Origin of the sequence: Rhodococcus sp. ZPP (assembly GCF_017656075.1) — a bacterium.
Lineage (GTDB): Bacteria > Actinomycetota > Actinomycetes > Mycobacteriales > Mycobacteriaceae > Rhodococcus_F > Rhodococcus_F oxybenzonivorans.
In genome coordinates this window covers 4,895,631-4,921,336 of record NZ_CP058638.1, presented here as the reverse complement: position 1 = coordinate 4,921,336, position 25,706 = coordinate 4,895,631, and the positions used below count along the sequence as shown (strand labels likewise).

The 25,706-nt window shown below is 67.8% G+C and carries 17 protein-coding genes; 8 read left to right on the top strand and 9 right to left on the bottom strand.

Annotated features, from left to right (window positions below; translation table 11 throughout):
* Position 1 precedes the first annotated feature (1 nt).
* The 4 genes from HYG77_RS22760 to HYG77_RS22745 form a co-directional block, all read right to left on the bottom strand.
* The gene (locus HYG77_RS22760; protein ID WP_208960712.1) at positions 2 to 1,498 is read right to left on the bottom strand and encodes a dynamin family protein; all 1,497 of its coding nucleotides are present in this window, start codon (positions 1,496 to 1,498) and stop codon (positions 2 to 4) included.
* Positions 1,495 to 3,294 (bottom strand): dynamin family protein, encoded by a 1,800-nt coding sequence (locus tag HYG77_RS22755; protein WP_109335317.1) that lies wholly within the window; start codon positions 3,292 to 3,294, stop codon positions 1,495 to 1,497. Before HYG77_RS22755 ends, HYG77_RS22760 begins: the two co-directional genes overlap by 4 nt.
* A gap of 297 nt (positions 3,295 to 3,591) precedes the next feature.
* Positions 3,592 to 7,443 (bottom strand): hypothetical protein, encoded by a 3,852-nt coding sequence (locus HYG77_RS22750; protein WP_244373069.1) that lies wholly within the window; start codon positions 7,441 to 7,443, stop codon positions 3,592 to 3,594.
* On the bottom strand, positions 7,440 to 7,559 hold the full coding sequence (locus tag HYG77_RS22745) for an IniB N-terminal domain-containing protein (RefSeq protein WP_208960711.1): 120 nt from the start codon (positions 7,557 to 7,559) through the stop codon (positions 7,440 to 7,442). The genes HYG77_RS22750 and HYG77_RS22745 overlap by 4 nt, the downstream gene beginning before the upstream one ends.
* Positions 7,560 to 7,921: 362 nt before the next feature.
* On the opposite strand from HYG77_RS22745, the gene HYG77_RS22740 reads away from it, so the two are divergent.
* The 5 genes from HYG77_RS22740 to HYG77_RS22720 all read left to right on the top strand — a co-directional run bounded on the left by HYG77_RS22740 (position 7,922) and on the right by HYG77_RS22720 (position 15,972).
* Complete coding sequence (locus tag HYG77_RS22740) at positions 7,922 to 9,718, top strand: Hsp70 family protein (protein ID WP_208960710.1); 1,797 nt, start codon at positions 7,922 to 7,924, stop codon at positions 9,716 to 9,718.
* A 9-nt stretch (positions 9,719 to 9,727) separates the two neighbouring features.
* The gene (locus HYG77_RS22735) at positions 9,728 to 11,689 is read left to right on the top strand and encodes a LuxR C-terminal-related transcriptional regulator (RefSeq protein WP_208960709.1); all 1,962 of its coding nucleotides are present in this window, start codon (positions 9,728 to 9,730) and stop codon (positions 11,687 to 11,689) included.
* Between the two features lie 145 nt (positions 11,690 to 11,834).
* Positions 11,835 to 12,977 (top strand): hypothetical protein, encoded by a 1,143-nt coding sequence (locus HYG77_RS22730; RefSeq protein ID WP_208960708.1) that lies wholly within the window; start codon positions 11,835 to 11,837, stop codon positions 12,975 to 12,977.
* Between the two features lie 112 nt (positions 12,978 to 13,089).
* Complete coding sequence (locus HYG77_RS22725; RefSeq protein ID WP_208960707.1) at positions 13,090 to 14,412, top strand: S1 family peptidase; 1,323 nt, start codon at positions 13,090 to 13,092, stop codon at positions 14,410 to 14,412.
* A gap of 249 nt (positions 14,413 to 14,661) precedes the next feature.
* Positions 14,662 to 15,972 (top strand): S1 family peptidase, encoded by a 1,311-nt coding sequence (locus tag HYG77_RS22720; protein ID WP_208960706.1) that lies wholly within the window; start codon positions 14,662 to 14,664, stop codon positions 15,970 to 15,972.
* Positions 15,973 to 16,106: 134 nt separating this feature from the next.
* On the opposite strand, the gene HYG77_RS22715 is transcribed toward HYG77_RS22720, so the two are convergent.
* From HYG77_RS22715 to HYG77_RS22700, 4 genes are all read right to left on the bottom strand, one after another.
* Positions 16,107 to 16,802 carry a hypothetical protein gene (locus HYG77_RS22715; protein ID WP_208960705.1) on the bottom strand — a complete coding sequence of 232 codons (696 nt, stop codon included), beginning with the start codon at positions 16,800 to 16,802 and terminating at the stop codon, positions 16,107 to 16,109.
* Positions 16,799 to 17,548 (bottom strand): hypothetical protein, encoded by a 750-nt coding sequence (locus tag HYG77_RS22710; protein WP_208960704.1) that lies wholly within the window; start codon positions 17,546 to 17,548, stop codon positions 16,799 to 16,801. Before HYG77_RS22710 ends, HYG77_RS22715 begins: the two co-directional genes overlap by 4 nt.
* Before the next feature lie 170 nt (positions 17,549 to 17,718).
* Entirely contained in the window at positions 17,719 to 18,402 is a 684-nt protein-coding gene (locus HYG77_RS22705) for an ammonium transporter (protein WP_208960703.1), read from the bottom strand.
* A 302-nt stretch (positions 18,403 to 18,704) separates the two neighbouring features.
* A complete protein-coding gene (locus HYG77_RS22700; protein ID WP_109332856.1) occupies positions 18,705 to 19,139 on the bottom strand; it encodes a hypothetical protein in 435 nt (144 codons plus the stop codon).
* A gap of 634 nt (positions 19,140 to 19,773) precedes the next feature.
* Here HYG77_RS22700 and HYG77_RS22695 point away from each other — a divergent pair.
* The 3 genes from HYG77_RS22695 (at position 19,774) to HYG77_RS22690 (ending at position 23,731) form a co-directional block, all read left to right on the top strand.
* Positions 19,774 to 23,013 carry a (Fe-S)-binding protein gene (locus HYG77_RS22695; RefSeq protein ID WP_208960702.1) on the top strand — a complete coding sequence of 1,080 codons (3,240 nt, stop codon included), beginning with the start codon at positions 19,774 to 19,776 and terminating at the stop codon, positions 23,011 to 23,013.
* Positions 23,014 to 23,141: 128 nt separating this feature from the next.
* Positions 23,142 to 23,381 (top strand): hypothetical protein, encoded by a 240-nt coding sequence (locus HYG77_RS39795; RefSeq protein WP_109332862.1) that lies wholly within the window; start codon positions 23,142 to 23,144, stop codon positions 23,379 to 23,381.
* Positions 23,378 to 23,731 (top strand): hypothetical protein, encoded by a 354-nt coding sequence (locus tag HYG77_RS22690; RefSeq protein ID WP_208960701.1) that lies wholly within the window; start codon positions 23,378 to 23,380, stop codon positions 23,729 to 23,731. The genes HYG77_RS39795 and HYG77_RS22690 overlap by 4 nt, the downstream gene beginning before the upstream one ends.
* Before the next feature lie 12 nt (positions 23,732 to 23,743).
* Here the strand turns inward: HYG77_RS22690 and HYG77_RS22685 are convergent, their stop codons facing one another.
* On the bottom strand, positions 23,744 to 25,696 hold the full coding sequence (locus HYG77_RS22685; RefSeq protein ID WP_208960700.1) for a prolyl oligopeptidase family serine peptidase: 1,953 nt from the start codon (positions 25,694 to 25,696) through the stop codon (positions 23,744 to 23,746).
* Positions 25,697 to 25,706: the final 10 nt, after the last annotated feature.

The window sequence follows — 25,706 nt, the reverse complement described above, 5'->3', positions numbered from 1 at the left end:
GCTACAGGAGTACCGAGTTCAGCTCTTCCAGGACGCCTTCCGCGCTTCGTGCGGCAACGGTGCACGCCCGGGCGGTGAACTGGTCCAGCAACGGGTGACGCGCGCGTTCCCGCCATTTCCGGACGGCGGCGAGTGCCCTCATCCGCTGCAATTCCACCGCGTCGTCATTGTCGGTCCCGAGCCGCTCGGAGATCGAGATCCCGAATCCGCCGATCAGTCGCTGCAACTCGGCCAGGTCGTCGGGGGGTAGCCCCACCTCGGTGGACCGCAGCCGCCCGAGGAGCCGCAGTTCCTGGAAACCGTGCACATCGGACAGCAGACGCTCGGCAGCCAGCAGGATTCCGCCTGCGCCCTGCACCGGATGGGCGGTGAGCACCCGCTTCAACGCAACCAGCGCGGAGTGTGTCTTCAACTGGTCGGCACGCTGCCCGAATTGGATGTCGATGACCTGACGCAACTCGTCGAGCCCACTACGCTCCACCAGTTCGGCGGCCAGCGTCGGCGAGTCCCGGGTGCCCAGCCGAATCAACGTGACGGCCATTCGAATGCCGAACAGCCCGAACCGGTCGGCCAGCTGCGCCCGCATTCGAGCATCGACGGGCAGCGGGCTGTCTTCCCGGGCGAAACGGTCGGCCGACAGCATGGCCATGTTCAGGTCGTCCACCGACACCTCGGCCAGATGCTGGAATGCGGCGAACTCGGCCTGCCGCATCGTACGGGCACCCAAGGCGAGCAACCCCGCGACGGGAACCACCGCCTGACACAGCCCGGTGCGTTCGAGCTCGCCCGCGAACCGGGACGCCACTTCCTTCGCCGACATCATGGCGTCGAGGCGTCCCGCCCCCACCTCGTCGGCCCGGGACACGACACCGACCACACCGAGTGGACCCGACTCGTCTCCCACGTGATCCCCGATCTGGCCGAGGAACTGCACATCCGTCGCATTCAGGGTGCGCAGAAGGTAGACGACGGCGTCGGCACCGGAAGCCTCGTTGTCGGGGGTGAGCATCTCGAGGGTGCGCGCCGACACGTCCCGCGACAGCGAGGAGGTGCCGGGGGTGTCGATGATGGTGGTGTGGGCCAGCGCCGACGAGGGCCACTCCACATCGAGCCGGTCGACCTGCGCGGCGGTCAGGTGCCCGAGGTCGAAAGTCAGATGTCCGTCCCGGCGCAACACCGGAACGTTCGCCGAGGCCAACGCGCCGTCGGGGCCGTCGGCCTGGTACCAGGCGGTGACGGCGGGCGTCGACCCGCTGCGGTACCACGTGACGACACGGGTGCACTCCGTCGCATCCGTCGGGGCGATGTCTTGGCCCACCAGCGAATTGAGCAACGTGGACTTACCGGCTTTCAGAGAACCCGCCAGCGCTACCCGCAGTGGTTGTTCGAGGCGGCGAGCGCATTCGGTGAGCTGATCGCGAATCTCGGGCCGGCCGGCGTAGAGCTGCCTGGCCGACGCGATCAGCCTGCGGGCCTCCGGAAGTGGCGCTGCGGTCATGCCGTGATCGCTCCGGCGTCGCCGGCGACGAGCTGGGCTGCCCGCCCCTTCAGTTCGGAGGCGATGTGCAGATCCTTCTCGAGTTGCGCGATCCGGCGCGTGCGCTCGGTGGACTCGAGGTTGGCCGCCTCCTGCGCGGCACGCAGCGAATCGTTGATCGAGCGCAATGCCTGCTCGGCGATGCCTGTGAAGTGATCGCGCAGCAACCGCTGGATCGAGCGGAGCCGGTCTTTCGACTCCTTGCCCACCTGGAAGCTGGCGTCGTCCGCGAACCGGCGGATGGCCGCCTTCGCCTCGCCCCGCCGCTTGAGGACCCGGCTCTCCTTGTCCTCTCGATACGCTTTGGTACCGAGAAGGACACCGGCCCCGATCGAGATGGGGTTGACCAGCGCCATGCCCATCATGGTGGTGATGAGCCCGAACATCAGCACACCACCGTACGAGCCGCGCATACCGACGAGCACTTTCTGGGTGATGCCGATCCGCCCCGACTCGAGATCTGCGAGCGAAGCGACGGGCTCGAGGACCCCGTCGACGTTCGCGATGTCGAGGTGCGGAAGCTCCACGGCACCGGTTTCGGCGAAGTGTTGAGCCACCACCTCGGCGAGCCACAGCGCGCGGTCGTGCGCCCACACGAAGTTGTCACCGATAGCGGTGGCGAACTCCTGCTCGAGCCACTGCCCCAACGCGTCCCAGTCCTTGCCCGGGTCGCCCTGGTCGACGGTTTCTTCGGCTTCGCGCGTCACGCGGCGCAGCCGGTCGCGGAGATCGTGATCGATATCCGCGGCCAGGTCGGCGATACCGTCTCCGAGGGTCTGCTGCCACAGCGACGTCCGCTTGTGCAGATCTTCCGCCGCGGCCTTCGCCTTCTGCAGCTCGGCGACCGCAGCGACGCCCTTGGCCGGATCACGAAGGGCAGCAAGCTCACTACCGATTCCAAGGGTCAGATGCTCGGCCACCGAGGACACGTCGAGCGACACCGCGCGACGCGTGTTCGACTCCGCGCGGGCCACCACCCGATCGCGGAGGAAGGCGTAGAGCTCGACGAAGCCCGATTCGGTGTTGAGCTCCTCGTCCTGCAGCCGCAGTGCATGGGAACGGAGGAGGGAGGAAATGGGAATCAGCGGTACGTCGAGGCCGGCGCGCGCGAGGTGCCCTCGATCGGCCTCGACGATGTCCCGCCAATGGGGATACAGGTCTGTCTTGCTGATCAGGCAGGCCACCGACGGGCACAGGCTCGTGACCTGCCTGATGAACCCGAGCTCCGGTTCGGTGAACTCCTGGCTCGCGTCGGAGAGAACGAAGACGGCGTCGGAGGCGGGAATCAGCCCGAGCGTGCTCGCGGCGTGTGGATTGCCTGCGCCGCCCACGCCGGGAGTATCGACCAGGACCAAGCCGTCCGCCAGCAGTGGACTCGGCACGTTGACCTCGACCCGCAGTACCTCCCGACCCCCGGCCCGGGGTGAGGCAGGCGTAATGCCGGTCAGCTCCTCGAGAGGCAGCGGGACCCGGATCGGATCTGCGCCGGGATCGGCGAGGACGAGTTCCGCCGACGCAGTCTCCGCATTCTGTACAAGGGTGGGAATGGCGGTGGTCTCGTCGTCACCGACCGAGCACACGGTCAGGTTGAGCAGTGAATTCACGAACTGGCTCTTGCCCTGCTTGAGCGGGCCGACCACCACGATGCGCATCCGCGGATCGAGGACGCGGGTCCGGGCCTGGTCCAGCCGCTGCGCCAGATCTCCGCGTCCGAACCGCCGCGCGACATCCAGAGTCTGCTCCAGCAGGGCGGTCATGGATTGCGCAGTGGTGGCGCCGTGCTCGGCGGTTGCACTGTGCTCGGTGGCACTGTGTTCGACGGCACTGTGCTTGCCGGTGGCACTGTGCTTGGCGGCACTGCTTCTAGCGGCTGCACTGTCCATGAGTTCCGTTGACCCGCAATTCTTCCGACCTCGTGCGCACACCGCGTTCCGATGCACCCACACCCGACTGTGGAATCAGCCCCGTCCGCATAGCGCGTCCGGGGCTGATTTCGTTACATCGTACGGCGGTTCCGGCCGCCCCGTCTGGGGGATGCCGGAACCGCCGTCTCATCACGGTTCGAAGTGATCGACAACGTCCGTGACGTGCTGCGTGGGTGCCACCGAGGAATCGGTGTCGGCGAACAGGGAGCCTTCCGAATCACCGGTCAGGCTCGACTCCGCACCGAAGGCGTCCTGGGCGTCGATCGAGGACCAGGCGTTGGAACCCGCATCGACAGTGCCGCCCAGCGTCGACTCGAGGCCGCCGCCGATCTCACCGGTGGTGTCGGCCACAGCCCCGCCGACCGCTCCGATGTCAGCCGAACCGCCCGTGGTCGCGTCCGCTTCGGCCGATCCACCGGCCGAAGCGCCACCGTCGATCGCACCGCCCACTCCGGCGGCACCATCGACAGCTCCGTCGAGGGCTCCACCGACCGAGGTGCCGAGCGAACCGAGGCCACCCACGCCACCCGACAGTCCGGCACCGAGGTCGGTCACTGCATCGGTGGTGGCGTCGAGGCCACCGGTGAGACCTGCGGTGGCGTCGACCGCGCTGTCCACGCTGCCTTCGATTCCACCGGCGACGTCGCCACCGATTCCGGTCGCGGCGTTCACCGTGCCACCGAGGTTTCCACCGACGTTCGCCGCCGTGTCCAGCGCGCCTTCGACGGTTCCGCCGAGGTTCGCCGCGGTGTCGAGCGCACCGCCGAGGTTGGCGTCGACGTTCGCGCCTGCGTCGGCCACGGCACCGACCGTGGCTCCTGCTTCGCCGACCGCGTCGACGGCACCGTCGACACTTCCGGTCACCGCGGTGCCCAGGCCTGCGCCGGCATCGAAGATTCCGCCGAGACCGCCGGTGAGGCCGCTCGTCAGACCGGCGCCGAGGCCACCGGCCGTCTCCAGGCCGCCGACCAGGTTGGTTCCGAGGTTGCCGCCGAGGTCGGCGCCCGCGTCGGCGACCGCACCGACACCCGCCGCGACTCCGGCACCGATGCCCGCGGCGGTCTCCGCCCCACCGGCGACACCGCCACCGACAGCTCCACCGACGTTGCCCGTCAGCTCACTACCTGCGTCGACCAGTCCACCGAGGGCACCGTCGATGCCGCCGGTCAGGCCGCCCGCGAGGTCGGTACCCGCGTCGAGGGCACCGTCCAGGGCCCCGCCCACACCGGCAGCAGCGCCGAGTCCGAGGTCGGCATCCAGCGCCGAGTCGAGGTCGAGTCCACCGCCGGCCTCGAGTGCGGTCTCCAATGCGGAGCCGAGCGTGGCGCTGAGGTCACCGTCGGCCCCGAGGACACCACCGAGAGCGGTACCGAGAGTGCTACCGATGCTTCCCTCGCCACCGAGGACGGTGTCGAGGTCCAGAGCGCCGCCGGTTTCGAGTGCGCCACCGAGGACGCCGCCGAGAGCTGCACCCAGATCGGCTCCTGCGCCGCCACCGACACCGAAGGCGCCGCCGAGCAGACCACCGAGATCGGTCACCGCATCGAGGTCGACCCCGCCACCGGCTCCGAGCGCCGCATCGAGTGCTGCGCCGAGGCCGGCGGTGGCGTCACCGTCGACTCCGAGGGCCCCACCGAGTGCACTGCTGATCGTGGTTCCGAGATCCGCACCGCCTTCGAGGATGCCGCCGAGTCCGAGACCGCTCTCCAGGGCACCGCCCAGAACGGCTCCGAGATCCGCACCGGCCTCGCCGCCCAATCCGAGGGCGCCGCTGAGCGCCGTCGTCAGCTCGGAAGTCAGTTCGCCACCGAGTCCGAGGTCACCACCGAGTCCGAGACCCAGGTCGCCGCCCAGCAGGCCGCCGAGGTCGATGTCCGTCACACCACCGGCACCCAGTACCGCTTCGAGGGTGCTGCCCAACTCGGTGGCCAGGCCACCGTCGAGCCCGAGCGCACCACCGAGGACCGTGCCGAGCGCGGCATCGAGTCCCAGACCGCTCTCCAGCGCAGCCGACAGGGCGCCACCGAGACCACCCTCGAGATCCAAGGCGCCACCGAGCAGACCACCCAGCGCACCACCGAGGTCGGCACTGACGTCGCCACCGGCACCCAGCACACCACCGAGCAGACCGCTCAACGCACCACCGAGGTCACCATCCGCACCGAGAACCGCACCGAGGTCCAACCCGCCACCGGCACCGAGAACCGCCTCCAAGGCGGTACCCAGGCCAGCGGTCAGATCGCCACCGACACCGAGCTCGCCGCCCAGCAGACCACCGAGAACGGCACCGAGACCACCCTCCGCACCCAGAACCGCGTCCAGGTCCAGGCCACCACCGAGATCGGCGATCGAACCGAGAGTCGCACCGAGCGCACCACCGAGATCCGCACCGAGGTCACCACCGGCACCGAGAACCCCACCCAGCGCGGTGCTGAGCACACCACCGAGATCCGCACCGAGCACACCGTCGAGCGAACCCGCCACATCACCGAGCAGATCGCCACCCAACAGGCCGCCGAGGTCGATGTCCGTCACACCACCGGCGCCGAGTACCGCTTCGAGGGTGCTGCCCAACTCGGTGGCCAGGCCACCGTCGAGCCCGAGCGCACCACCGAGGACCGTGCCGAGCGCGGCATCGAGTCCCAGACCGCTCTCCAGCGCAGCCGACAGGGCGCCACCGAGACCACCCTCGAGATCCAAGGCGCCACCGAGCAGACCACCCAGCGCACCACCGAGGTCGGCACTGACATCGCCACCGGCACCCAGCACACCACCGAGCAGACCGCTCAACGCACCACCGAGGTCACCATCCGCACCGAGAACCGCACCGAGGTCCAACCCGCCACCGGCACCGAGAACCGCCTCCAAGGCGGTACCCAGGCCAGCGGTCAGATCGCCACCGACACCGAGCTCGCCGCCCAGCAGACCACCGAGAACGGCACCGAGACCACCCTCCGCACCCAGAACCGCGTCCAGGTCCAGGCCACCACCGAGATCGGCGATCGAACCGAGAGTCGCACCGAGCGCACCACCGAGATCCGCACCGAGCACACCACCGGCACCGAGAACCCCACCCAGCGCGGTGCTGAGCACACCACCGAGATCCGCACCGAGCACACCGTCGAGCGAACCCGCCACATCACCGAGCAGATCGCCACCCAGCAGGCCCTCGAGCGTCGCGCCGAGGCCGCCGCCCGCACCGATCGCCGCATCGAGGGCACCGCCGAGAGCGCCGCCGAGACCGGCGTCCACTCCGAGCACACCACCGAGCGTCGAGCCGAGTGCGCCACCGATGTCCAGTCCGCCGCCGATGCCGGCCAGGATGTCACCGCCGAGGTCGCCGCTCACGTCACCGACCACACCGAGGACCGCGCCGAGGGCAGCACCCACCTCGGCACCCAGGTCGCCGCCGATGGCCAGCGCCGGAGCGAGGATCGCGGTCAGTCCACCGGTCAGATCGATCGCCGGGACCGCGGAGACAGCTGCGGTCAGAGCAGCGGCGAGCTGGGCGGTGATCTCGCCGCCGAGGCCGAGGAAGCCGTCGAGTGCACCGCTGATGACGCCGCCGATGTCGAGGGCGCTGTCGAGGTCGAGGCCACCGGTGAGAGACAGCGCAGCGTCGAGCGCCGCACCGAGTGCAGCACCGAGCTGCGCACCGATCGCGCCGCCGATCTCGAGCGCCGCACCGAGTGCCGCGCTCAAGGCTGCGGTCAGTTCTGCCGCGAAGTCGAAGTCGCCGCCGAGACCGGCGCCGAGGCCGAGGCCGGCACCCGCTCCGACGCCTACTGCACCGCCGAGGCCGCCACCGAGTCCGAGGCCACCGCCCAGGCCACCGCCGATTCCGGCACCGATCCCACCGGCGACGTCACCGACGACGCCGGTGCCGGCGTTGACGATGGCGGCCAGGTCGGCTCCGCCGCCCGCGAACAGTCCGGATTCGGCCACCATCGGGGCGACGGACACGATGTCGGCGTGGGTCACACCCTCCAGGCCTGCGGCGCGCACAGTGCGTCCGTCGGGTTGGCGCAGTAAGCGGCAGCAGCCTGCTCGTCGCGAAGAAGGCCGAGGATGAACTCGAGGACGGCGTTGGTAGCCATGGCAATCTCTCCTGTGGTCGAGGATCGGGGAGTTCGGGTGGCCACCACAACAGCTGTGACGGCGAGTGAAACCCACGTTATGGATCGGCGGCCCCCTTCCCAACGGGGAGCGGCCCCCCACTCCCGCACCCCTCGATCGGGGATGCCCCCTCGGGGGGAACCGGCACCTCGTTAGGGGGTAGGGGGCCGTTAGGGGGATCCTCCCCGTCATATGCGGCAACCTGCACTGTCGACGTAACGAAACAGCCATTGCACGCGACAAGCCGGGTAACGACACGACGACGGTGCCGTCTGAGAACACGACGGCGGTGCCGTCTAAGAGACACGGCGGCGCCCGCCCGCCCGGACCACAGGAGTGGAACATGGCTGCAGCGCTCGGCATCGGTGTCGGATCGGTCAATACGGTGGCCGCAGTCGACGCGGACGGGACGGGTGTTGCGGAGGCCTCGGACCTCACCGTCCTGTCACGGGCCAGCATTCTCCACCTCTCCCCCGATCGGGCACCGATCCTCGGCACCGACCCTGAGGAGCCGGGCGCCATCGCGGTCTCCGATTTCGCGAACCGTGTCGGGGATCCGGTGGGGATACTCGCCGACGACGGCTCGACCTACTCGGGCGAGGACCTCGTCGCTACCGCGGTCAGCTGTATCGTGCACGAAGCCGCATCGGGCAGACACGGGATGCCGACCACGGTGGTCACCCACCCCACTGCCTGGTCGCCGTACACGGTCGGTGTGCTGGCGTCGGCGCTGGAACAAGCCGGTGTCGCAGACGCCACCCTGGTATCCGAAGCGCAAGCCGTGACGGCGTGGCTCGAGCGAACCCGTGGCGCGCTCCGCGACGCGGTGACAGTGATCTACGACCTCGGTGGCACCTCCCTCGACATCACCTTGTTCCGTTCCACCGAGAACGGTGAGGGTGCCGGTGTGCTCGGTAAGCCGGTCCGCTCCGAAGACTTCGGTGGCGCACATTTCGACCACGCCACCATGCAGTACGTGCTGGGTAACGTGGCCGAGCAGTTCGGGGACATCGATCCGTTCGCTCCGGACACCGTGGCCGCACTGACCCTGCTGCGCGCCCGCTGCACCGCCGCGAAGGAGGCTCTTTCCTCCGACACGGAGGCCATTATCAGTATCGAGCTTCCCGGAGTCTCCACGGACGTGCGGCTGGTGCGTTCCGAACTCGAGGACCTCATTCGCGAACCCCTTCAGGAATCGGTGACGCTCGTCCGCGAGAGCATCCACGCTGCCGGCCTCGAGTCCAGCGACATCACCCAGGTGGTACTCACCGGGGGAAGTGCCGCCATTCCGCTGGTCGCCGAGCTGTTGTCCGCGGAACTGCGCGTCCCGGTGATCGCCGCGGAACGTCCGGCGCACACCGCCGCGCTCGGTGCGGCCCTACTCGCGGGCGAGCGCAATGCCGGACGCGCCGCCGCCCCGACCGTCGCGCGGATGCCTGCAGTCGTGCCCGTCGCCGCGCCCGCCGCTGCGGCCGTTCCGGTCGCTCACGTCGACTCCGACGCCGAGACCGTCGCCTTCACACGAACACCGGCACCGGTCCTCGCCGATCCCCCACCCACTGGAATGTCCAGGAAGAAGAAGGCCGGCATCATCGCGGCGTCCGCGGCGGCGATCGTGCTACTCGGCGCCGGCGGACTCTCGCTCGGCACCGCGTTGACCGCCCCGACGGCCGAGTCGGACTCGGCCACCTCCCAGTTGTCGAGCACCTCGGGCGGCTCGGCGACGACCTCCGGCACCCCCGCCGAGGCGGCCGCCCCCGGCACGTCGGCAGCGGCAGATCCCGGTGCAGCAGCCGGTGTCGCGGCGACGGGCGTGCCCGGAACCGCCGCTGGTGTCGCCACTCCGGTAGCAGCACCCGGAGCCCCGGCTGCGCCGCCGGCACCGGTCGGACCGGCCCCCGTCCCGGCCGCCCCCGGCGCTCAACCCGCCGCGCCGGCACCGGCTCCCGCACCTGCCCCCGCGCCGGCACCAGCACCGGCTCCCGCCCCGGCGCCCGCGCCGGCACCTGTCCCTGTCCAGCCGGACGGCGGCGAAATCGCGAATTCCTTCATAGAGGGAGCGCAGATCGTCGGAGGGTACATACCGACGGCGCCTCAGCAATTACCTGTGCCCAACTTTCCATCCGGCAACGGCGGATAGGGACCGCCGGTGTCCACACGGCCTCCGTCGCCTGCACCCGCCACCCACCGCGACCTCGCGTCGCTCGATGCTTCCCAGCTGTCGGTACTCGGATTGCTGCTGCTCGGGAACGACCCCGACGAGATCGTGGTCGCCGCCGTCCTCGACATCGAACCCGACTCCGCACGCAGTGCGATCGAGGTGTTGCGCGCGGACGGTTTCGTCGACGAACGTGACACCCTCGTCGAGCCGCATCGCCGCCGCCTCGCTGGTGTCCTCGGCGAGAAGCGCGTACACGCGTTGGCTCGCCGCCTGCTCACCCATCATGTCGCCGCGGGTACGCTCACCCTCCCCGTCGCCCGGGCAGTGGCCAAGACGGGTGTCCGCAGTAGCGAATTGTCCGAATTCCTCTGCAGCCGAGCACAACTGGCCGACCCGTCCGAGGCGGTGTCGCTGTACGGCGACGCCGAACGCGTCGGCCGGCTCGACGACGCCGCCGTTCTCGGTTACGCGGAGGCCTGTGCACTCAGTGGCGACCTCGACACGGCCGTGGGTCTCGCCGATTCGGTACTCGAGCGGTCGGCCTCCGTCAGTGATGCGGATCTGGCTGCTGCCGTGCGCGTGTCGGCCGCCGGAGCCGCCTACTGCGGGATGATCGACCGCAGTGCCGAGTTGTACGCCTGGCTGGGCCCGAACCGGGTGGGTTCGGACGCCTCCGTCGCCGCCTCCGTTCTGGTCGTGGCCGGCCGGCTCGACGAGGCGCAATCCGTCCTCGCCGCGAGCGCCGGTGCGCCACCGACCGCCACTACTGCCGGTGCCGCCCTCGTCGCAACCGGGCTCGTGCACTCGGTGACCGGTTCCGCGAATGCGGCACTGAACTCCCTCACCCGAGCGCTGTCGTTGCCGGGCCGCGCCGCGCGGCCCCGCGTGCTGCCCGACTCCCCAGCCGCGATCACGGCTCTGGCCGCCCTCCATTGCGGTGAACTCGCCCACGCGGAAGCCGTGCTCGCTCGTGCCCGGGAGAGAGACCGGCCCGGAAGTGTCACCGCGAATCGACACCACCTCCTGACGGCGTGGACGTCCATGGTGCGCGGTGACCTCCCGTCGGCGCAGGCCCGGCTCGATTCGCTCGACGTCGACACCATGCACCAGCGTGATCTTCTGTTCGTCCACGGCTTGCGGGTCGGTTTGGCACGGCGGACCGGCGACAACGCCGCACTGTTGCAGGCGTGGGCCGGAGCGCAGGGGGTTCTCGCCGAGTATTCGGTGGACCTTTTGAGCTTGCTACCCCTCGGTGAGCTGTGGCTGACGTCGATCCGGGTGGGCGAGGCGGCCCGCATCACCCATCTGGTCGAGGATGCGCAGTCGCTGGTACGCACTCTCGGCGAACCCGCCATGTGGGCGTCGGCCCTGCACTGGTACGGCGTCCAGGCCTCGATCCTGGCCGAATGCCCCGCCGATCTGATCCCGCACGCGCGTGCCCTCGGTGAAGCTTCGAAGGTCAGCGCCTACGCCGCCGGCCTCGCCGGTGCCGGGCGGGCCTGGTTGCGGGTGCTGCAGGGCGATATCGATGTCGCAGCCGTCGAGGACGCTGCCCGGACCCTCGACCGGATCGGACTTCCCTGGGATGGTGCGCGCCTGGCCGGAGAGGCCGCGCTGCGCGCCTCCGACACCAGGGTGGCCACCGCGTTGCTCCAGGTGGCGCGGACCCTCCGCCAGCCGGCAGCGACAGCGACGGGTGCGGAGCCCGCGACAGTTGCCGGTCCGAGTGCGCCGGGCACCCTCACCGACCGCGAAGCCGAGGTGGCCGAGCTGCTCGTCCAGGGATTGACGTACAGGGAGATCGGAAGCCGGTTGTACATCTCCGCCAAGACGATCGAACATCACGTGGCACGGATTCGGCGGCGCCTCGGCGCCGAGTCGCGGTCGGAGCTACTGTCGATGCTGCGGGCCATGGGACATGGGACCACGTCGGACACCGCACGCTCCTGACGCCGGGACCGGTGTAACCATTCGACCTCGTCGGGCGACACACTGTGCAATGGTGCGGTGACGCACCTCATGTAATAGTGCGGTGACGCACCCATGCAACGGTGCGGTGACGCACCCACGACCGTGCGCCCAGTAAGGATCTGCGATGACCACCGGAGTCGGACTCACCGTCGGCCATTCGGTCTCCACTGCGGTGGTGACCGCCTCGGGCACCGATGTGAGAACGATCGAGCATCCGTCCGTCCTGTTCACCGCTCCGGACGGCACGGTGCAGCTCGGTGACCCCGGTACGGAGTCGACGGGGTCGGTGCAGGATTTCCTCTCCCGAGTCGGTGAGCCTGCCGGGATCGAGTACGCGGGCACGCTCACCCGGGCAGAAGATCTCGTCGCCACCGCCATGTTCTGTCTCTTCCGCGAGGCCGCCGAGGGGCTGACGGGGACGGTGAAGGTAACCGCCACCCACCCGTCGGACTGGGCTGCGGACACGGTGACGAAGCTCCGCGAATCTCTCGACTACATGGGGCTGCAGGAGGCGACCCTCGTCGCAGAGTCGGTGGCGCTGGCCGCCTCGGACGAGTCCCCCGCCCACGGCGCGGCCCTGCTTGCCGCCGGCTTGGCATTGACTCCCGACGACACCCAGGCCGACACCGAGTCGATCCCGGTGATCGCACCTCCCGTGCACACCGCGTACTCCGCCGTCGCAGACGTGCCCGCTGTCGTCGCAGCGCCGGTCGTCGCAGGTTCGGCCGCGGACCCGTCGGTCGCCACCGGGCCGGCCGCTGTGCCGACCGGCTTCACCCCGCCGGTACCTGCCGCGAAGCGCACCACCCGCAGACCGTTGATCTTCGCCGGCGCCGCCGCAGCCGCACTGATCGCCATCGGTGGTGCGGTGGCCTTCGCCCTCACCGACACCGGCAGCACGGCCGTTCCCGCCATCCAGGACGCCCAGACCGCGTCGCTGCTGCCGTCGTCGACAACGACGGTTGTGAAGGCGCCGGTCGTGTTTCCCACTGCCGTTTCCGAGGAGGTGCCGGCGACCACCGACGTCGCCCCGCCCCCGTTTACGGCGGTCGAGCCGACACCGGTGGCGACGACGTCACAGTTCGTGCCACCGCCCCCGCCGCCGCCGGTCATCACGCTTCCGCCCATCACCATCGTGACGACGACGGCACCGACGACGACGGTGACCACGGAGCCGACGACGACCACACCGACTACGACGGAGACGTCTACGGAGTCGGTCACGACGACGACCACGACCACGACGGTGGCGGGAGCGGCCGAGTAGAGGCTTCGGTCACACCTCACCGACATGTTTATGCGTTCGTAGCCTAAGGTGGGGCGCTGATACCCACCCAGAAGGAATCCCTCGACATCGGGTTCCGTGCAGAAGGGATTTCATGCGTAACGTGCTGGCGCACCGCGCCGCTGTAGTAGGCGCCTCGGCGATGCTTCTCCTCTTTCCGTTCTCGACCGCCGCCCAGGCAGACCCCGTTACGCAGCCCGACAGCACAACTCAGCTGAGTGCGGACGCGTTGCCCGCCGAACTCGTCGAAGCGATCACCCGCGATCTGAAGATCAGCCCGCAGGAGTACCTCGACCGCGCCGCGAAGGCTCAGGAGCTGGGTAGCTACGCCGAGGATTTCCGAGCCGAGCACCCGGACGGTTTCGCCGGTGCCTGGATCGGTCTCGACGGACAGCCCGTCGTTGCGGTCACCACCACGGAGGCTGCCGCGAAGGCGGCTGAGGCCGGGTATACGACGCGCATCGCGCCGGTCTCCGCGAACGGCCTCGAGAAGACTCTTTCCGACGTGAACGGCTGGATCGCGGGCCTCCCCAAGGATGTCGCCTCGCAGATCAACTCCGCGTCGATCGACGTACTCGAGAACCGCGTCGTCATCGACGTCGTCAATTCACCCATCGGTCAGGCGCTCAACCTGCCGACCCTGCTCGCCAACGTCAAGGTCATGCTGAGCCCCGGCGGTGGCGGTCCGGTCGAGAGGGGCCCCCTCGGCGGCGACACCTACATCACGACGGTGGGTGAACTTCCGAAGACGCCGATCGGCGAGATTTCTGTCTGCTCCCTCGGTTTCAACGGAGTGGACGACAGCGGTCAGTCGTACAACATCAGCGCAGGCCACTGCAATCCTGCGGAAGGCCAGCCGTCCCCCGTATTCCTCCCGAATCACCAGAACGTCGACGACAGCCAGCAAATCGGAGCGTTCTCCCACTCCTCAGTGGGTAACCCCGCAGACAAGCTGGACTACTCGCTCATCAAGCTCAACGACGCCGGCGTTCAGGCCGGCCTCGACCGTCCCGCGATCCGCGGCGCGAACGGCACCGCACTGCAGATCACGGGCACTGCCCGGCCCGTCGTGGGTGCCCCGATCTGCAAGTCGGGACAGACGTCGTCCTTCACGTGTGGTGTGGTGGCCGCCGACCACGTCGAGACGCAGCTGTTCATGGCCGATGGCAGCAATCGCGTGATCAACGGGTTCGCCGGCACCGCCTGCACGCTCGCCGGCGACAGCGGCGGTGCCATTGTCACCGGAACGCTCGCGCTGGGAATCACCAGTGGATCCAACGCCAGTGGGGCGCCGAACTGCACCGAGGCCAACCTGGTCCTGGCCCCCGAGGGCGGCACGGCCAACCTCGGGATACCGGTGGCGGACATCGTCGCGGCAGCGGGCTCCGGCCTGCAGGTCCGCACCATCGCCGACTAGTTCCGCTGTTCTTCCACCTCGCCCGGTATCCGTCACGCGGATGCCGGGCGAGGTCGTTTTCGCGGTCCGGGGCTCGAGTCGATTGTGTGTGTGCCCGTCGGCCGATCGGCCGCAGCCGACAGTGTTACAGGTGGGATTAGTCGGCCGGAACCCATATAGTCGACTCCGACTGTGTACGGCCCCACCCGCGGGGGCCGTATTCGTATGCGCCGCGAGCGCCTGCGAACAAACGAACTGAGAAAGGCCCCTATGCGTAGCTCCATCGCACGTCGTGCCGCCGTGTTCGGCTCGGCAGCGCTGCTGCTCCTCGGTCCCGTGACCGCCTCCGCCCAGGCTGATCCGGTCGAACCCGAAGTCTCCGATCAAGCTGCGGCGCTTCCGATCGAACTGATCGATGCGATCCAGCGTGACCTCGCGTTGAGCCCGGACCAGTACCTGGAGCATGCGGAGCTGGGCCAGAAACTCGCCGAGTTCGCCAAGATCGCCCGCATCCAGTTCCCGGACGCATTCGCCGGTACCTGGCTCGATGACGCAGGCAACGCCATCGTCGGTGTGGCCGACGGCGCAGACAAGGATGCCGCGGTGGCCGCCGCCCACGAGGCCGGCTTCCAGGTCAAGGACGTGGCCCAGAGTGAGAGCAGCCTGCAGGCGCAGCTGAAGACCCTCGACGGCTGGCTCGATACGCAACCGCCCGCGGTCGCAGACCTCGTTCGCGGTGTCACCATCGACATCGTCAACAACGGCTTGGTTCTCCGCGCCGACAACGCAGGTGGCTTGCAACTTCCCGACTTCCTGCAGGGGGCCCGGGTGGTGCAGTCACCGGCCACCGCAGCCCCGCAGCCGTCTGCCGACCTCACACCGATCGCAGAGGTCATGCCCGCCGACGCCCTGCTGGGCGGCGACGCCTACGGGTCGCTGGGTGGTGGCATCGGTCTGCGCTGCTCGCTCGGTTTCAACGGCACCGACAACTCGGGTGGACCGGTGAACATCACGGCCGGACACTGCGACCCCAACCTCGCCGCCGCCGGTACCGCCGACGCGTCCGAGGCGTTCGCGCTCGCCACGGGCGGGACGGGTCCGCGCGTGGGCACCTTCGCCAAGACGAGTCTCGACATCCACGATTACGCGATCATCCGTGCCGACGCGGGCGCTGCGCACCGGTTCGAGAACAACGGTGTCCGGGTACCCGGCGCCGCTCCTCTGGCGATCACAGGAACAGCTGACCCCGTCGTCGGTGCTCCCGTCTGCAAGTCCGGTCTCACCACCGGCTACACCTGCGGTGTGGTGAAGGCCGTCGGCCAGACCGTCACGGTGGGTGAACGCACCCTGGCAGACAGCTTCTCGACGAGCATGTGTGCGTTGCAGGGCGACAGCGGTGGCACCATCGTCACCGGCACTCAGGCCCTGGGCATCTCCAGCGCGTCTAACGTGGGCCAGTACCCCATGTGCCAGGTCGCGGACGTCGTCACCTTCGTCCTCGGCGAAAGTCCGGAGTTGTTCGCCACCCCGATCAATGCGATTCTCGCGGAGAACCCGGGTCTGCGCGTGCGCACGTCGTAATATTAGGCACAAGACATACGACTACGGCCCGTCTCCTCGAGGAGACGGGCCGTAGTCGTATGTCGAGAATCGTCCGGACTGGCTGTCCAGCGGACGCTCGCGTCGTATCTTTTCTGGCGGTCGGTCGCGGTGATTCAGGCGGTCGGCGCAGGCGGCACGAAGGGCGTGTTGACGGTCACGAGGTACTGGATGCCGAGGATCGCGAGAGCGGCGCCACCCACGACGATGGTTCCGACGAGGCCACCAGCGGCGAAACCTGCCATCAAGCCGCCGAGGCAGCCGACCGGTGCGCCGACGAGTGTCACCGCGAAGAGCCCGCACCCCACGACCAGACCCACGACCCCGAAGACGACGCCGAAGATCAGGCCACCGATCAGGGTGGCGTATCCGAGGTAACTGTTGAAGTCGGCCAGTGCCTTGTCATCGCGTTCGTCCTGCGTGTCGAAACCCTCGTCGGCCACGGACTTCAGCGACTGCGCGACATCGGCAGGCACGCGGGGCGTGAGACGCAGGGTCCGCTCCGCGAGGTCGACGTCGATCGGATAGACCGCCTCTCCCACACGAATGGTGAGCGGAAGCGCGGCCACTACGGTGCCACCCTCGTCCACCACCTCCACCGCGTCCTCGGAGTCGGTGATGCGGAACGTTCCCGCGTCGATGGAGGTGACGACGGATGTGCCCTCGGCGTGGGCCGCGTACCCGATGTCCGGTGAGTCGACGGTCGGAACCGGCGCCGCGTGTGTGGTCCCTGCCGAGATCGCGAGCGCTGCCACGACCATGATCGCGCCGCTGGTGACGGTGCGCAGAGAACCGGCGAAACGGCCGCTCATGCGGCCGGAGCCGGAGCGGCGGGGGGAACGAAGGGGCTGTTGATGGTGTTGAAGTACTGAATCCCGAGCACGACGAGGGCGCCACCGCCCACCACGATGGTCCCGGCGAGTGCGACCACGGGCGCGACGATCAGGGCACCGCCGATGCATCCGGCAACCGGACCGGCCAGTCCGAGGAAGGGAATCACCAGGGCGGCTGTGCCTGGGATGACGCCGATCGCGCAGCCGATGCCACCACCGATGATCGCCGCGACGATGGCCGTGATGGCCGTCGTGATTCCCAATTGCTGCTGGAAGTCGTCGAGCGCCCGCTTGTCGCGCTCAGCTTTGTCCTGCGGCGCGGCGACATCGTTCAGAGTCAGTCGTTCCGCGACAGGAACGGGGGTCGCGGCCGCGGGATCCATGTTGGGGACCAGCCGAAGGACCTTGGCGGAGTGGTCGACGGCAACCTCGAACGGGTGCTGCAGGTCGTCGACCCGGAAGAAGGTAGGAATGGAGGCCACCACGGCGCGCCCGTCATCGATCACGTCGACCGTGTCGTTCGCGGCGTTGATCGAGAAGGATCCCGCGTCGATGGTCGCCACAGCCGCGTCTCCGTCACGCGCGGTCTGGTAGTTGATGTTCGGGACGCCCTGCTGCGCGGCCGGCGCCGGTCCCGGCGCGGGCTCGGCGGCCGACGGCGCAGCTGCCAGGGCCATCGCCGCGACGACGAGCATGGAAGTGGCGGTAAACCTTCGAAGAATCATCGAGATCCGTTTCAATGAGCGCAGCGATGGGACGCACGAAGGGTAGCCTAAGCATTCCCCAGATCCGCCAGTCGGCTCATCAGGTGTGATAGAGCTCACTCATCGAAACGGGAACCGCCCGCCCTCCAGGTGACGGAGGGCGGGCGGCGAGAAGAGAGGACGGACGCCTCCTACTTCACCCACTTCGTGGTGCCGGGAGGCGCGTTCAGCGTGTTGATCAGATCGATGCCCGCGACTACCAGCGTGGGACCACCGACGACAATCGTGCCGATAATGGCGCCGATTCCGGCTCCGGTCACACCGAACGGCAGGCATCCGAACACCGCGACGGGAGTGCCGATAGCGCATCCGACGGCGAATCCGAGGATTCCGCCGACGATCGTGCCGCCGAGACTCCCGACCGTGGTGGCAATTCCCAATTGCTGCTGAAAGGCCGATTGAGCTCGGGTGTTCTCGTCGATCGAAGCGACGTCGTGCAGCGCGACGGCCTCGATCCGGTCGTCGGGAGCGACGGGCGTGGCTTCGGCCTTGTCGACGCTCGGTGTCAGTCGGAGCGTCTTACCGTCTTCGGTAATCTCCTCCTCGAACGGAAACTCGAGCCCATCGAAGCGGTACGCAAGAGGAAGCGACACTACGGTTGCCCCGCCTGCATCCTTGATCGCCACCGACTTCCCGTCCGAGGAGAGCTCGAACACGCCGGCATCGAGTGTGGTCACGACGGCGCGGTCCTCGACGTGCGCCTCGTACCCGATATCGTCGCGAGATTCTGCCGGGTCCGCGACCGCTACCCCTGAGCCCGTCGCCAGGACACCAACCAATAGAGCCGATGTCGTAACGAAACGACGCAACTTCATTCCATCCCCTTAGAGTTTCAACCCCATCCATAAAGGACAGTAACGTGCGCCTGTGACAGATCCCAATTCAGGCACTGTTCGATAAAATCGTGCAATCCGGCAATGCCGATACCGAGTAAGGAATCGACGACCATTCACAAGAATGGAAACCCGGCCAGTCGCCTTTTACCGAGCACGCATTCAGATAATCTCCAGCAAACAGACCAGGGGACGGTTTCGTTGTGGGGCAGCTCTCCGAGCCCGGGCAGCGAACAGCCCCGCCGTGAACGAGCCACGACGGGGCTGAAGCAGGGAGACCGGGACTACTTGTCGCGGTCCGCGTAGATGGAGGTGCCGGGAGCGGCGTTATACGTCTCCCACAGTTGGTACGCGCTCACGCCCAGCGTGGGGCCGCCGGCGACGATCGTCCCGACCACCCCGCCAATCCCAGCACCGGTCACTAGACCAGGAAGGCACGCGGGCAACGTTGCTACACAGCCGATTCCAGCGCCGGCCATGGTTCCGACCAAGCTCCCGACGGTGACCGCGATACCGACCTGTGTACCGAACTGGGCGAAGGCCCGGTCGTTCTCCTCGCGGGAGGCGACGTCGTGGAACGGTAGCGACGACACTGCCGGTGCGCTCGACACCGGCGCGGAAGCGGGCCCCGCAACGGGTTCCGCTTGGGAAACTCCAGCAGCTGAGACGATGGCCAGTGCCGCCATTCCCGCTGTGGCTGCAGCTTTTCTCACGATCATGGATGCCTCTTTCAGGAACGTCCCGACGGAAGTACTGGAAAATCGTGTTCTGGAAAACCGTGTTCTGGATCGGATTGCGCGCTGAGCCCTCCCCGCACGACGCTGGGCAGAGCCGGAAAACACGCTCAGAGTAACAGCGCAGTCACGACCGGAACGTTCAAAAATGGAAACCCGTTACCGGTTCCATGTTACCGACGGGTAATGAACGGTGTTTCGTAATTCAGTCGAATGACAAAAGCTCGCCTGTCGCTCAAACTCCGCCCGAAAAACCAAACAAAAATGCAGCAATTGTTATTCGATTGCAACGCCATCGCATCACCTCCGCGACAGCGGCCGCCGACGAGGTCCCGCAGGAGGACCACCGAGTCCGCATTTCTGCACGCCCGGAAAGTGAAGTTAGGACGACCTTGGGAGCGGGGTCACTTTTCGACCACCTAACGTGACTTTCAGTTACGTCCGGTCGGTGCTTCCTCTCACACCGATTGGACACCCCGAAGGTGCTGGTAAACCGCCGAAAAACACTGGTTACCGGTCAGTAGGATGCTAGAGTTACTGACGGGTAACTTACGACGGGTTACGATCTTGAGCATTCCCGTGGTGGCCCCCGCGCCGCCCTGAAACGAAAGGCCGCGACATGAATGCCCTGACGATCACGTTGGGCACCATCGGCGTGCTGTTGAGCCTCGTGTGTTGGTTCGCCTTCATCGGTGGCGTGCTGAAGACGGTGAGCATCGTCCGCCTGGGCCAACCGGCACCCGACCGCTGGCGACCCTTCCTTCCCCGCTTCAAGCAGATGTGCGTCGAGTTCATCGCCCACACCCGCATGGCCAAGTTCCGCACGGTCGGCTGGGCCCACTGGCTGGTCATGGTCGGTTTCATGCTGGGTGCGGTCGTCTGGTTCGAGGCTTACGGCCAGACCTTCGACCCGGCTTTCCACTGGCCGCTCGTCGGTAACACCGCCGTCTACCACTTCATCGACGAGGTCCTTGGCCTCGGCACGGTCATCGGTATCACCACCCTGATCGTGATCCGGCAGCTCAACCACCCGCGCAGGCCGGAGCGGCTGTCCCGATTCGCGGGCTCGAACTTCCGCGCGGCGTACTTCGTCGAGGCGGTCGTCCTCATCGAGGGTCTCGGCATGATCTTCGTCAAGGCCGGAAAGATCGCCACCTACGGGCATGCCAACGCGTGGACCGACTTCTTCACGATGAACCTGGCAAAGCTGCTGCCCGCCAGCCCCAATCTGGTGGCGGTCTTCGCGTTCGTCAAGTTGATGTCGGGCATGATCTGGCTGTACATCGTCGGCCGCAACATCACCTGGGGTGTCGCCTGGCACCGGTTCGCGGCCTTCTTCAACATTTACTTCAAGCGTGAGGACGACGGCGGCGTCGCCCTCGGTGCGGCCAAGCCCATGATGTCCGGCGGCAAGCCGATCAACATGGAGGATGCCGATCCCGACAACGACACGTTCGGCGCCGGCAGCATCGAGGACTTCTCGTGGAAGGGCTGGCTCGACTTCAGCACCTGCACCGAGTGCGGCCGCTGCCAGTCGCAGTGCCCCGCCTGGAACACCGGCAAGCCGCTGTCGCCGAAGCTCCTCATCACGTCGCTGCGCGACCACGGATCGGCGAAGGCCCCGTACCTGCTGGCCGGTGGCCGTAAGGACATGGGCGGCGACGAGATCGGGCTGGTCGACGGCGAAGGCGGCGTGGACGAGGCGAAGCTCTCCGCCATCCCGGAGAGTGCCCGCCGTGAGGCGGAGCGCAAGCTTGTCGGCGAAACCGTCGAGGGCGAGTTGGCGCCGGTCATCGACTCCGAGGTTTTGTGGTCGTGCACCAACTGCGGTGCGTGTGTCGAGCAGTGCCCGGTGGACATCGAGCACGTCGATCACATCATCGACATGCGCCGTTACCAGGTGCTGATCGAGTCGGAGTTCCCCTCCGAGCTCGCCGGACTCTTCAAGAACCTCGAGAACAAGGGCAATCCCTGGGGTCAGAACGCCAAGGACCGTCTCAACTGGATCAGCGAGATGGACTTCGACATCCCGGTCTACGGCCAGGATGCGGACAGCTTCGAGGACTACGAGTACCTGTTCTGGGTCGGCTGCGCCGGCGCCTACGAGGACCGTGCGAAGAAGACCACGAAGGCTGTTGCCGAATTGCTCGCCACAGCGGGCGTCAAGTTCATGGTCCTCGGCGCCGAGGAAACCTGCACCGGCGACTCCGCTCGGCGTGCCGGCAACGAGTTCCTGTTCCAGCAGCTGGCCATGCAGAACATCGAAACGCTGAATTCGGTGTTCGACGGCGTCGAGCAAAACAAGCGCAAGATCGTCGTCACCTGTGCCCACTGCTTCAACGCCCTGGGCAACGAGTACCCGCAGGTCGGTGGTCAGTACGAGGTGGTTCACCACACTCAGTTGCTCAACCGCTTGGTCCGCCAGAAGAAGCTGATCCCCGTCGCCTCGGTCGGCGAGGACGTGACCTACCACGACCCCTGCTTCCTCGGCCGTCACAACAAGGTGTACGACGCCCCACGTGAACTCATGGAGGCGTCCGGCGCGAAGCTGAAGGAGATGCCGCGGCACGGCGAGCGTTCGATGTGCTGTGGTGCCGGTGGTGCCCGCATGTGGATGGAAGAGAACATCGGCAAGCGCATCAACGTCGACCGGGTGGATGAGGCGCTGAGCACCGCAACCACCAAGATCGCGACCGGTTGCCCGTTCTGCCGGGTCATGCTCAACGACGGTGTCACCGCGCGCCAGGAGTCCGGTCAGGGTGAAGGCGTCGAGGTCGTGGACGTCGCCCAGCTGATGTTGTCGTCCATCACGCGTCTCGACGCGGACAAGCTGGCCGACAACATCAAGGTGATCCCTCGTGAGAAGCCGGCCGAGCCGCAGAAGCCGGTGGAGCCGGTGAAAGACGAGGCGAAGGCGGAGGTCGTCGAGAAGGAGCGGGTCCGGGAGATCGAGGAGGCGGCCGACTCTCCGGCCGCCAAGCAGGCTCCCGCCGGTAAGGGCTTGGCAATGAAGGGCCTGGCCAAGGCGCCCGGCGCCACAGCACCTGGGGCGAAGGCTCCCGGCAAGGGGCTTGGCATGGCAGGCGGCGCCAAGGCGCCCGGCGCGAAGAAGACCGCAGCGCCGGCGGCCGAGAGCGCCGAGGCACCTGCCGCAGAGGCTCCCAAGCCCAAGGGCCTGGGACTCGCCGGCGGGGCCAAGGCTCCCGGTGGCAAGGGTCTGCAGATGAAGGGGGCCGGAAAGGCGCCCGGTGCCAAGGCCGCTGCTCCTGCTGCCGGCACTTCGGCGCCGTCCGACGCTCCCGCCGAGGCAGCCCCGACCTCCGCGGCACCCAAGCCGAAGGGATTGGGACTCGCCTCCGGAGCCAAGGCACCGGGCGGCAAGGGTCTGCAGATGAAGGGCAAGGCGAAGGCGCCCGGCGCCAAGGCCGACGTCGCTCCGACGGCCGATTCTGCACCGGCACCGGCTGCCGAACCCGAGGCACCTTCGACCGCCGAAGCACCTGCCACCGCCGAGGCACCTGTCAGCGAGGCGCCGAAGGCTCCCCCGGCTCCGAAGGCCGGCGGGCTCGGTTTCAAGGGCGGCGCCAAAGCACCGGGTGCCCGTCGCGCAGCCGCTCCCAAGGCCGCCGCTCCCGATGCCGCTGCTCCCAAGGCACCGGCAGGCGAGACGGACACCGCCCCCGCGTCCGAGGCTGAAGCCGTGAAGACGGCAGCGACGAAGGTCGATGCCGTCGATTCAGCCGAGGATTCGGCGTCGAACGGTGACGGATCGAACGGCCAGACGCCGGCGCCGCCGAAGGCGAAGCCGGGTGGGCTCGGCTTCAAGTCCGGAGCCAAGGCACCGGGTCGCAAGAGCTAGCTCCACTCGGCACGACAACCAGCGCCCCCACCGGACACGGTGGGGGCGCTGTTTTCGCGGTGTGACCGCCTGATTCGCGTCAGCGACCGGGGGTAACCGACTCTCGTGTCCGCGAGGAAGGAGTCGACATGGCCACGTGTGAGACCTGCGGAAACGAATATGACAAAACATTTACGGTGACCCGGGGTGATCGATCCGCCACCTTCGACAGCTTCGAGTGTGCGATCTCTGCGATGGCACCCGAATGCTCGCATTGCGGGTGCCGGATCATCGGTCACGGCGTCGAGGTAGAGGAAGTGATGTTCTGTTGCGCCCATTGCGCGGGCGCCGCAGGACACAGCGAGCCGGTCGATCGGGTCGCTCGATGACGACGGACGAAAGTCGAGACACCGATCGCATCTTTCGAAGTGCCGCCACGTTCACGTTGTCGGTACTCGGTGCCGCTCTGCTGACAATGTTGGTGGCACTCGGGTGGATGTCGACGCAATCCGGGGACTGCACGGACTCGATGATGGAGTGTGCCGGAGACGAAAAGTACCTTCTCGTCTTCGGCCCTCCTCTCGTGCTGCTGCTCGGCGGTGTCACGGCCTTCGTCCGCACATATCAGGTGTGGCGTGCCGGGGGCAGATGGTTCGTCTGGCAGGGCGCCGGCTGGATGTTGTTCGTGCTCATGCTGATCTATGCCGCCGCGTCGTCGCGCGCCCTGCTCGACGTCTGACCGACCGCAGTCCTACTGCTCCGCGTCCGGACGCCAGAGTTCGAGCCGCGGAATGTCGGGCGGTTCGAATCCGAGCACCTGACCGTAGAACGAGAGCTCGGCGTTGCGCGAACTGATCAACGTGGCGAGCCTGCGGAACCCGTGCGACTCGCCCTCGTACGCGAGGTAGGCGTGGGGTATGCCCTTGGCGACGAGCGCATCCCGGAATCGCTCCGCCTGCGACGGCGGGACGATCGGGTCGTCGAGTCCCTGGAGCAGCAGGACCGGGCAGTTCAGTCCGTCGACGTTGTTCAAGGGCGCACGCTCGGCGTAGAGGTCGGCCGATTCGGGGAGCGGTCCGATCAACCCGTCGATGTACCGGGACTCGAAGTCGTGTGTCTCCTTGACGAAACCGTCGAGCTCGGCCACACCGTAATAGGATGCCCCGCAGGCGAACACGTCGGAAGTTGTCAGCGCCGCCAGAACGGTCCAGCCACCGGCCGAACCACCCTCGATGGCGAGCCTGCGCGGATCCGCCAGTCCGGCGTCGGCCAGACCGGTCACCGCCGTGACCACGTCTTCGACGTCGACCACACCCCACTGGCCTCGGAGCCGGTTCCGGTACTCACGCCCGTATCCGGTGGACCCGCCGTAGTTCACATCGACGACACCGATTCCGCGACTGGTGAAGAACGCGAACACCGGATTGAGGGTCGGTGTCACGCGGGAGGTGGGCCCACCGTGAACGAACGCCACGTACGGCGGCAGCTCGCCGTCCATGCCGCTGTACAGCGGGTGACGTGGCGGGTAGGCGATCACGTGCACCTCCCTCTCGGGACCCCGGAAGGTCAACTGCTGCGCCTCGGGGAGGTACGCGGCCTCGGGGAGCTCGGTGACGGACAGGCGGACGGTGCGGAGTGCGCCGGTGTCGAGGTCGAGCTCGCGTAAGCCCGACGGAGCTTTCGCGCCCCCCGTGAGCAGCAACAGGCGATTCCCCTTGCGGTCGGACAAGCCGACCGTGGTGAGACCGTCGAGGGGGATATCCGTCAGGGAGCCCGTGTCCGGATCGAGCACCGCCAGGGTGTCGGTCCCGAAGGTACGGACGGTGAGCAGGGTGCCGTCTTCGCGTCGGGTGTGCCAGCGCGCGCCCAGCATCCACAGTGGGCCACCGATATCTGCGTCCATCGGGCACAGCGCCACGGGGTCCGCACCGTCGCTGCCGATGCGGTACATGTTCCACCAACCACTGCGGTCGCTCACGACGTGGAGCTCGTCCACTCCCACCCATTCGGGCTGCAGCACCGATTCCTCGGGTCCACCGAGAAGTGTCCTCACCTCGCCGACCGCGCGGCCACCGGCAAGGTCCACAATCCTGAGCTCGGTACCGTCCCAAGGCATTTGAGGGTGGTTCCACGCGATCCACGCGAGGTGGCGTCGGTCGGGGGACAGTCGCGGATACGCGAGGAAGTCGGACCCGGCCACGACGGACCGGACACGATCGGGGTCGTCCGCGCCCGACCCGTCCAGAGGAACCACGCAGATGTCGCGGGTGACGCCGCCCTCGGTGTCGTGCATTTCCCGCACCGCCCATACCGCTCCGTCGACGACCGACAGGTCGCCGTAACGCAAGGAGCACGGCTGCGGCGGAACAGGGGTCAGGGGTACGGGCGTCGCACCTTCGAGGAGGTAGAGCCGTTGATCACCGAACTCGGCGAACACGAGATGGCCGGAGTCGGTCACCGTCCAGGCGCCACCGCCGTATTCGTGTACCCGTGTCCGCGCGTTCCACGGAGCAGGCAGCACGTCTTCCGGCTCGTCGTCCAGCCCGAGACGGCGCACGGCGACACGCCCACCTTCGCTGGGGCGCAGCTCCGACCACCACACGTCGTCACCGACGTACCGGCCGCCCTCAACGGGGTGGCCGCTGGACGCGAGGTCCGCCGCCGCGATCGGAGAGGGCCAGGAGCCGTAGGGCGCAGAAGTCATTGGCCGAGGA